Origin of the sequence: Zoogloea sp., assembly GCF_017302315.1 — a bacterium.
Taxonomy (GTDB): domain Bacteria; phylum Pseudomonadota; class Gammaproteobacteria; order Burkholderiales; family Rhodocyclaceae; genus Zoogloea.
In genome coordinates this window covers 1-8477 of sequence record NZ_JAFLDT010000124.1, presented here as the reverse complement: position 1 = coordinate 8477, position 8477 = coordinate 1, and the positions used below count along the sequence as shown (strand labels likewise).

The 8477-nt window shown below is 66.9% G+C and carries 6 protein-coding genes; 4 read left to right on the top strand and 2 right to left on the bottom strand.

The annotated features are described in order from the left end of the window. Together J0L98_RS20500 and J0L98_RS20495 are read left to right on the top strand one after the other, a co-directional pair. On the top strand, nucleotides 1-1084 hold a 1084-nt coding region (locus J0L98_RS20500), incomplete at its 5' end, for a PAS domain-containing protein (protein ID WP_296413957.1). 110 nt (nucleotides 1085-1194) lie between these two features. After that, nucleotides 1195-1734 (top strand): DUF3455 domain-containing protein, encoded by a 540-nt coding sequence (locus J0L98_RS20495; protein WP_296413955.1) that lies wholly within the window; start codon nucleotides 1195-1197, stop codon nucleotides 1732-1734. A gap of 559 nt (nucleotides 1735-2293) precedes the next feature. Here J0L98_RS20495 and J0L98_RS20490 read toward each other — a convergent pair. Then, nucleotides 2294-3310 carry an NAD(P)-dependent alcohol dehydrogenase gene (locus tag J0L98_RS20490; protein ID WP_296413954.1) on the bottom strand — a complete coding sequence of 339 codons (1017 nt, stop codon included), beginning with the start codon at nucleotides 3308-3310 and terminating at the stop codon, nucleotides 2294-2296. Nucleotides 3311-3609: 299 nt separating this feature from the next. On the opposite strand from J0L98_RS20490, the gene J0L98_RS20485 reads away from it, so the two are divergent. Further along, a complete protein-coding gene (locus J0L98_RS20485) occupies nucleotides 3610-4401 on the top strand; it encodes an ABC transporter substrate-binding protein (RefSeq protein WP_296413953.1) in 792 nt (263 codons plus the stop codon). A gap of 35 nt (nucleotides 4402-4436) precedes the next feature. After that, nucleotides 4437-7427, top strand: coding sequence for an EAL domain-containing protein (locus J0L98_RS20480; protein ID WP_296413951.1), 2991 nt, complete (start codon nucleotides 4437-4439; stop codon nucleotides 7425-7427). On the opposite strand, the gene J0L98_RS20475 is transcribed toward J0L98_RS20480, so the two are convergent. Then, on the bottom strand, nucleotides 7424-8477 hold a 1054-nt coding region (locus tag J0L98_RS20475; protein ID WP_296413950.1), incomplete at its 5' end, for a PLP-dependent aminotransferase family protein. The two genes, J0L98_RS20480 and J0L98_RS20475, sit on opposite strands and share 4 nt — an antisense overlap.

The following is an 8477-nucleotide window of genomic DNA, read 5'->3' as shown; positions in this document are numbered from 1 at the left end:
GGGCACTGGCAATCAGGATCAGGCGCATGAAATACCGCGATTAAGAACCGCGCGGCGTTATCAGCAAGCCGGGCCTAGGGCAAATCGCGCCTGGCCCCTTGACCTGCCCGCCGGCGGCGAGGCCGGCATCGTCGGCATGCTGCTGGACATCGACCAGCGCCGCCGCCACGAGGAAGCCCTGCGCGCCCAGCGGCGCAGCCTGCACACCATGCTCGACAACCTGCCGGGCATGATCTACCGGGGCCAGAATGACAAACACTGGACCATGGAATTCGTCAGCGAGGGCTGTTTCGAGCTCACCGGCTACACCCCGCTGGAGCTAGTGGACAACCAGTCGGCCCGCTTCGCCGACCTGATCCATCCGGAAGACCGGGACTTCGTATGGAACTACGTGCAGATGCGCCTCACCCGGCGCGAGCGCTACGAACTCAGCTACCGCATCATCGACCGGGACGGCCAGGTGCGCTGGGTGTGGGAACAGGGCCGCGGCATCCACTCGAGCCGGGGCGAGTTCCTCGGCCTGGAGGGCTTCATCACCGACGTGAGCAGCAGCCGCGGCGCCCAGGAAGAGGCCCGACGCCGCCTATTCTTTGACAACGCCGCCGGCCTGCTGGGTTTCAGCCTGTTCCTCGACCGGCTGCAGCACCTCTTCCGGCACGCCCCCATCGCCGGCTATCCCTTCGCCCTCTTCCATCTCGCCGTGGACGCCCTGGATGGCATCCAGGCCGAGCACGGCACGGCCATGGCGGAACGGGTGATGGTGGAAAGCGGCAAGCGCCTGCGCGTGGTTCACAGCGACTGCAATGGTGCGGCCCGTCACGGGGACGGTTTTGCCGTGCTGATTGCCGACTTCCGCCCCGAGACCCTGGCCTGGGCCGGGCCCTGCAGCGCGGCCCCCGCTTCGGAGGTGGGCCTGCACCACCTGGCCACAGCCCTCGCCGGGCTCATCGAGCGCCCCTTGCGCATCGACGGGCACACCATCAACGTGCGCGCCCGCGTCGGTATCGCGCCCGATCCGGCAAACAGCCCCGACGCCGCCGCCCTGCTGGCCGCAGTGACCCTCGCCTCCGGCCAGCCGAGCTGAGTCCGCGACGCGGGAAGAAAATTGACGAGGCATTGCATCCGGCCGGAGAGTTCATCCGTAGTGCCTGTAGCAGCGCAATACGCGTTGCCCCAGCCCACGGAGAACACAGCATGAAAACCACCCTTGCCACCCTCGTATCCGCCCTGGCCCTCGGCGCCTGCACCAACATGCCCATGGGCAGCACCTACAGCCAGGACACCCTGCCCGAGAACGTCCGCGTGCCCGCCGGCCATATGGTGGCCTGGGAGACCGTCGGCAGCGGCGACATCACCTACGAATGTCGCGACAAGACCAACATGCCGGGCCAGACAGAATGGGTCTTCGTCGGCCCCCGGGCGGTGCTGAAAGACCGCGCCGGCCGCGCAGTAGGCAGCTACTACGGCCCGCCCGCCACCTGGGAAGCCAGCGACGGCTCACGCCTCACCGGCACCCAGCTGGCAGTGGCCCCCGCCGGCGCCGGCAATCTGCCCTACCAGCTCGTCAAGGCCAACCCGGCCGTGGGCATGGGTGCCTTGAGCGGCGTCACCCACATCCAGCGGGTGGCCCTGCAAGGTGGCGTGGCCCCGGCATCGGAATGCAGCGCCGGTACCCGGGGCAAGCGCGAGACAGTGACCTACCAGGCCGACTACATCTTCTGGAAGGCGCGCTGAGCAAAGCCTGCGCGCAGCCATCAGCGCGCCTGAAGAAATCCTGGCGAGCGCTTCGACTTCGCCCCGAGAAGCGCGGGGGCGAAATCGGGCCGCGCCGTCGATTCATCCTACTTTCCTCAGTTGTTCTCTCTGAAACAGACACAAACCCAATGCTGACGCGCGCTTGCCCTCCGCTGGCCGGACCACCCGATGGGTAAAACTGAAGGGGTTTATGAAACGCGCTGAGGGCGGCTGGAGGGATTGTGGGGGCGACTTCAGTCGCCCGCGGACTTCGATCAAGGGTGTGTCGGTGATTAACGCGCGGATGGGCGACTGAAGAGGGTGTCGCAAAACTCGTCGCCCACCAGGCATTCACGATGGACTCGGCATCAAACGCGGTTCAGTCACCCGAAAACGCCATGTTTTTGCGAGCTAAATGCAGTTCTTGATCTCATAACGCGAGTGTCTCGGCTGTGCAAAATGGTTTTACAACACCCTCTGAAGTCGCCCCTACAGAAGAGACCGTATCGACCGTCAGACGACGCGTCAAACGGAGGAAATTAGGTTCATTCGCGCCCCATCAGTCGCCCACGCGCACCACGATCTTGCCGAAGTGGCTGCCGCTCTTCATGTACTCGAGGGCGGCCGGGGCATCGGCAAAGGCAAACTCCCTGTCGATCACCGGGTGGATGACGTGGGTCTGGATGGCCTGCAGCATATCGGCAAACATGGCCCGGCTGCCCACGAAGATACCCTGGATGCTCGACGCCTTCGGGATCAGCATGACCGGATTGGCCGCCCCGGCCAGGCCGGTGAGCACGCCGATGTAGGCAATCCGGCCGCCGGTGGCAACGCTCATCAGGGAACGCTCCAGGGTGCCCGGGCCACCCACTTCCAGCACCACATCCACGCCCTGCCCGCCGGTCAGGCGCAGCACTTCCTCGTGCCATTCCGGGTGGCGGCGGTAGTTGATGCCATGGTCGGCACCCAGCACCCTGGCCCGCTCCAGTTTGGCGTCGTCGCTGGAGGTGATGATGACCTTCGCCCCCGCCGCCTTGGCGAACTGCAGGGCGAAGATGGATACCCCGCCGGTGCCCAGCAGCAGCACGGTCTGGCCGGGCTTGAGCTCGCCGGCTTCGAACAGGGAATTCCAGGCCGTCACCGCCGCGCAGGGCAGCGTGGCCGCCTCGGCATAGCTCAGGCCGTCGGGCAGCTTGATCAGACCACTCTCGTCCGACACGAAACGCTCGGTGAAGGCCCCGGCCGACTCGGCCCCGCGCGCATCGGACAACGCCCGGACGTCGGGCTTGCCACTGCGCCAGTGGGGGAAGAACAGGGTCGCCACGCGGTCGCCCACGGCCAGGCCCTGCACCTTGCTGCCCACCGCCACCACCTCGCCGGCGCCATCGGAGCACGGCACCAGCCCGCCGGGAATCGGCGCGAAGTAGGTGTTGCGGGTCACCAGGATGTCGCGGAAATTCAGGGACACCGCCTTGATGGCCACCGCCACCTCGGTATCACCGAGGGGGGCCGGCTCAAAATCGGCCTGCTGGAGGGGGGAGTCGATATTGTCGGGGAAAACTTCGTAGCGTCTCATGTCGGCACTTTCTTGTTGTTGGGGTGGGAGTGGCATTCTGGCACGGATACCCGGAGGCAAGCGCTGGGCGCACCGCAGGGAACCGATCTGCTGCACTGCGACAGAGGCGTCACGGATGGCTGCAAATCCCGGGGTGGCGCTCCCCCCTTGCGAGACAATCTTTTTTACAATGCGTCCCGGCTGTCTATCGTGGGTTAACACAGTCTCCGCCGTGACCCGGCATTGCCCCTGCAAGTCCCAGCACCCGACCCGGTGGCCCATGCCGCCACTGTCCGAGCTACTTTGCCGAAAGAGCGGAAATGAAGCGATTTTTTCTGGCGGGTTTGTCCGCCCTGTTTCTGGGTCAGACGGCCTTTGCCCAATCGGGGCTACTCGAGAGAATCCAGGCTGCCGGTGAGCTGAGGGTGTGCATCTGGCCCGACTACTACGGCATCTCCTACCGTAACCCCAAAACCCAGCAGCTCACCGGCATCGACATCGACATGGCAAACGCCCTGGCGGCCGACCTGGGGGTCTCCCTGAAGTTTGTGAACAGCTCCTTTGCGACGCTGATCGACGACGTCACCGCCAAGCGCTGCGACATTGCCATGTTCGCCATCGGCATCACGCCCGCGCGCGCCGAGAAGTTGCGCTTCACCGCGCCGCATCTGGTGAGCGACATCTACGCCATCACCACCAAAAGCAACCGGCGGATCCGCCAGTGGGACGACATCGACAAGCCCGGCGTGGTGGTGGCAGTGGCCAAGGGCACCCTCCACGAGCCCATCATGCGCGACAAGCTGCGCCAGGCCACACTGCTGGTCACGGACACGACCCAGGGACGGGAGCAGGAGGTGGAGTCCGGGCGCGCCGATGTCTTCATGACCGACTTTCCCTTCAGCCGGCGCATGCTCGAAACCACCGACTGGGCCCGTCTGGTGGCGCCTTCGGCCGTCTATCACCTTACGCCCTACGCCTACGCCATGGTCAAGGGGGATGAACGCTGGCACGCACGGGTCGAGCGTTTCATGGCCAAGGCCCGCAGCAACGGTCAGCTGATGGCGGCCATCCGGCGTCACAAGCTCGATCCGATTGCCGCGCCACAGCCATGACCGCCGGATCCGCTTCGGAATAGGCCCCGCATCTCATGTCACCGCACACCCGCCGGGGCCGGCGCGCCCTTTTCATCGCGATTGTCCTGCTGGCCAGCCTCGGCGCCTTCGCGGCCACCTCATACGTTGTCTGGCGCCTGCGCGTTGAGAATATCGATCGCCAGCTCGAGGCTGCCGCGCTGAGTGCACGATCCTTCGAAGATCATCTCACCCAGAGCTTCAGCGCCATCGAACGCAGCCTCGTCCATGCCGCGGAGGGTGACAAGCGAGCCTCCAGCCTGACTCAATTTCTGCGCCACGCGCCCTACCTGCGGTCCATCGCCTTAGTGGGCAGGGATGGACGTATTGCGGTCAGTACGGACCGACGCAACCTTGGCGCACGCCCTCCCCTTTCAGAGTTCCTGCCCCGGACGACCGGCCCGCTAGAGGACTTGCGGACAGGCTCCTTCACGAATGGCCGCGATTTCCATGACGGATCCCCGCAGGCGGGCAGCGGCTACATACCTGTGTCCATTGACGTTCGCCGCGGCGAGGCGCATTGGCAAACGGTGGTGGCCTCCGTCAATCCGGACTACTTCCTCAATTTCTACGGCAGCCACATCGCCCCCGAAGATGGCACGGTGGAGTTGCTGCGCTACGACGGGCGTCTGTTGCTGAGCACCGATGAACAAGCCATTCCCGGGGAGTCTGACGGCAATGGGGGGCTGATCGCCCGGCTGGCCGACGCAGAGGCCGGGCGCCTGCAGGAAACCCTCCCCGATGGCCGCACCGTGCTGACCGCCTATCGGGCCTCCCGGGCATATCCCTTCGTGCTCGTCGTGCGCATGGACAGGGATCGGTTGCTGGCCGGCTGGCGGCTCGAGGCGATCCATACGGTGAGCATCGTTGCCGCCGCCTTCCTGTCGACCCTGGCGCTGGCCATCCTGTACTTCGTGCGTTTCGAGCGCCTGGCACGGGATCAGGAGCGGGACCAGGCACGCCAACGCATCGCCGCCATCGCCTTCGAATCCCAGGAAGGGATGGTGGTGACCGATGACCAGGCCCGCATCCTGCAGGTCAACAAGGCTTTCACCCGGATGACGGGCTACTCTGCCGAAGAAGCCATCGGGGTAAGCATGAACATCCTGAAGTCAGGTGTGCACGATGCCGACTTCTATCGGGGCATCCGGACGAGCCTGGCAAAAGCCGGCACCTGGGCCGGGGAGATCATCAACCGCCACAAGGACGGTACGCTCCATCCCCATTTCGTGACCATCACCGCCGTCTGCAACGATGAGGGCGAAGTCACCCACTTCGTCAGCGCCCAGACCGACATCACGGAACGCAAGCGCGCCGAGATCGACCTGCGCATCGCCGCCGCGGCCTTCCAGTCCCGGGAGGGCATGTGCGTAACCGACGCCACCGGCGTGATCCTGCGGGTCAACCGGGCCTTCACCAAGGTGACCGGCTACAGCGCCGAGGAAGCTGTCGGGCAAACCCCGCGGATACTCCGCTCCGGCCGCCACGACAAGGCCTTCTACGAGGACATGTGGCGCTCCATCGAGGCCACCGGCTCCTGGGAGGGCGAGATCTGGAATCGGCGCAAGTGCGGCGAGCTGTTTCCCGAATGGCTGACCATCACCGCGGTGCGGGACGATGCCGGGACGGTGACCCACTACGTCGCCACCCTGACCGACATCACCCAGCGCAAGGAAGCCGAATACGAGATCCGCAACCTGGCCTTCTATGATCCGCTGACCCGTCTGCCCAACCGCCGCCTCCTTCTGGAGCGGCTCAAGCACGCCCTGTCGGCCATCACCCGCAGCGAACACGGCGGCGCGCTGCTCTTCATCGACCTGGACAACTTCAAGACCCTCAACGACACCTACGGCCACGACATGGGCGACCTGCTCCTGCAGCGGGTGGCCGAACGGCTCGCCGGCTGCGTCCGCGAAGCCGACACCGTGGCCCGCCTGGGGGGCGACGAGTTCGTGGTGCTGCTGGAAGACCTCAGCGGAACCCCGCAGGATGCCGCCCTGCAGGCCAAGACCGTCGGCGAGAAGATCCTCGAGGCCCTCAACCGGCCCTACCCGCTGGCAGACCACGAGTACCACAGCACGCCCAGCATCGGCATCACCCTCTTCTCGGGCCCCCACAACCTCAGCGACGATCTGATGAAACGGGCTGATCTGGCCCTGTATGGCGCCAAGGCCGCCGGACGCAACACCTTGCGTTTCTTCGATCCGGCCATGCAGGCCGCCGTTACGGCCCGGGCCTCCCTGGAGGCAGATCTGCGCAAGGGGCTGCAGCAAGGCGAGTTCGTGCTCCACTACCAACCGCAGATCGATGACTCGGGCACCATCTCCGGCACCGAAGCACTGGTTCGCTGGCAGCACCCGAGCCTTGGCCTGGTGCCCCCGGCGGCCTTCATCCCCCTGGCCGAGGAGACCAGCCTGATCCTCCCCCTCGGCCAGTGGGTGCTCGAAACCGCATGCCGGCAGCTCGCCGCCTGGGCCACCATGCCCGGCCGTGCCCACCTGAGCGTGTCCGTGAATGTCAGCGTGCGCCAGTTCCGCCAGCCCGACTTTGTGGCCCAGGTACTGGCGGTTCTCGAACATACGGGCGCCCTGCCCGGCCGCCTGCAACTGGAGCTCACCGAGAGCCTGCTGCTGGACGACGTGGAAGAGGTCATCGACAAGATGGAGGCCCTGCGTGCCCGGGGTGTCAGCTTTGCCCTCGACGACTTCGGCACCGGCTACTCATCCCTGTCCTACCTCCGGCGCCTGCCCCTGGACCAGCTCAAGATCGACAAATCCTTCGTGACCGACATCATCGGCAACACCAACGATGCGGTCATCTCCCGGACCATCGTGGCCCTGGCCCACAGCCTGGGGCTGGCGGTAATCGCCGAAGGGGTCGAGACGACCGAACAGAAGCAGTTCCTGGCCCTGCAAGGCTGCCGCTCCTATCAGGGCTTCCTTCTCAGCGCCCCGCTCCCCCTGGCCGAGCTGGAGACCTTGCTCGATCAGGCGGCTGACACCGCCTAGCCGCCGGACGCCAGCTTCTCGCGGGCCCGCACCAGGCGGTCCACCAGCTCCGGGATATGCGCCACATCGGTCAGGCCATAGCCGAGCACCAGGCCGTTTCCCGGCGTGGCGCCCACGTAGTAAGCGCTCAGGGGGCGGGGCGCCAAGCCCTGCTCCAGCGCGGCCTCGGCCAGGGCCGTGTCGGGCACGGATGCCGGCAGCCCCAGTACCAGGTGCAGGCCGGCCTGCCCGCCGGAAACAGGGCATCCGCCCCCGAACCCGGCCTGCAGGGCCGCCCGCAGTACCGCCTGGCGCTCGCGATACAGCGGCGCCAGGCGCCGCAGGTGGCGGGTCAGCTGCCCGCTTTCCAGCAGCCGGGCGAGAGCCCGCTGCTCGACGGCCTGGCCGCCCCGGTAGAGCTTGCGGATCCCCTCCCCCAGCCCGCTGGCGGCCCAGCGCGGCACCACCATGTAGGCGATGCGCAGCCCCGGGTAGAGCAGCTTGCTGAAGGTGCCGACGTAGATCACCGGCGCCTCGGGGCGCAGGCCCTGGATGGCCGGCAGCGGGCGGGCGCCGGGCTGGGCATGGTTGAAGTCGCTGTCGTAGTCGTCCTCGATCAGCCAGCCCCCGCTGGCCTCCACCCCCGCCAGCAGGTCCAGGCGCCGCTCCAGGCTCAGCACGCTGCCCAGCGGATACTGGTGCGAGGGCGTGACATACACCAGGCGGGGCGGCGCCGCCTGCCACAGGCCGGGCGCCGGCGCCATGCCGTCCCGGTCCACTTCCACCGCCACCGGCGTGAGCCCGGCGGCCAGCATGGCATTGCGGGCCGCCGGGTAGCAGGGGTTTTCGAGCCACACCGTATCGCCGCTGTCGGCCAGCAGCCGGGCGCAGGCATCCAGGGCCACCTGCCCCCCCGCCACGATGAAGACCTGCTCGGGCGTGCACGCCACCCCGCGGCGCGCCGACAGGAAGGCCGCCACCGCCCGCCGCAGCTCCGGCTCGCCCCCGGGCTCGGCATAGGCGAGCTGACGGGCCGTCACCTCACCCCAGGCCCGGTGCAGAAAGCGCGCC

Excerpts from the sequence above, each read along its gene's own strand:
- J0L98_RS20480 (WP_296413951.1), top strand. The coding sequence starts at position 4,437 with ATGTCACCGCACACCCGCCGGGGCCGGCGCGCCCTTTTCATCGCGATT.
- J0L98_RS20490 (WP_296413954.1), bottom strand. The coding sequence starts at position 3,310 with ATGAGACGCTACGAAGTTTTCCCCGACAATATCGACTCCCCCCTCCAG.
- J0L98_RS20495 (WP_296413955.1), top strand. The coding sequence starts at position 1,195 with ATGAAAACCACCCTTGCCACCCTCGTATCCGCCCTGGCCCTCGGCGCC.
- J0L98_RS20485 (WP_296413953.1), top strand. The coding sequence starts at position 3,610 with ATGAAGCGATTTTTTCTGGCGGGTTTGTCCGCCCTGTTTCTGGGTCAG.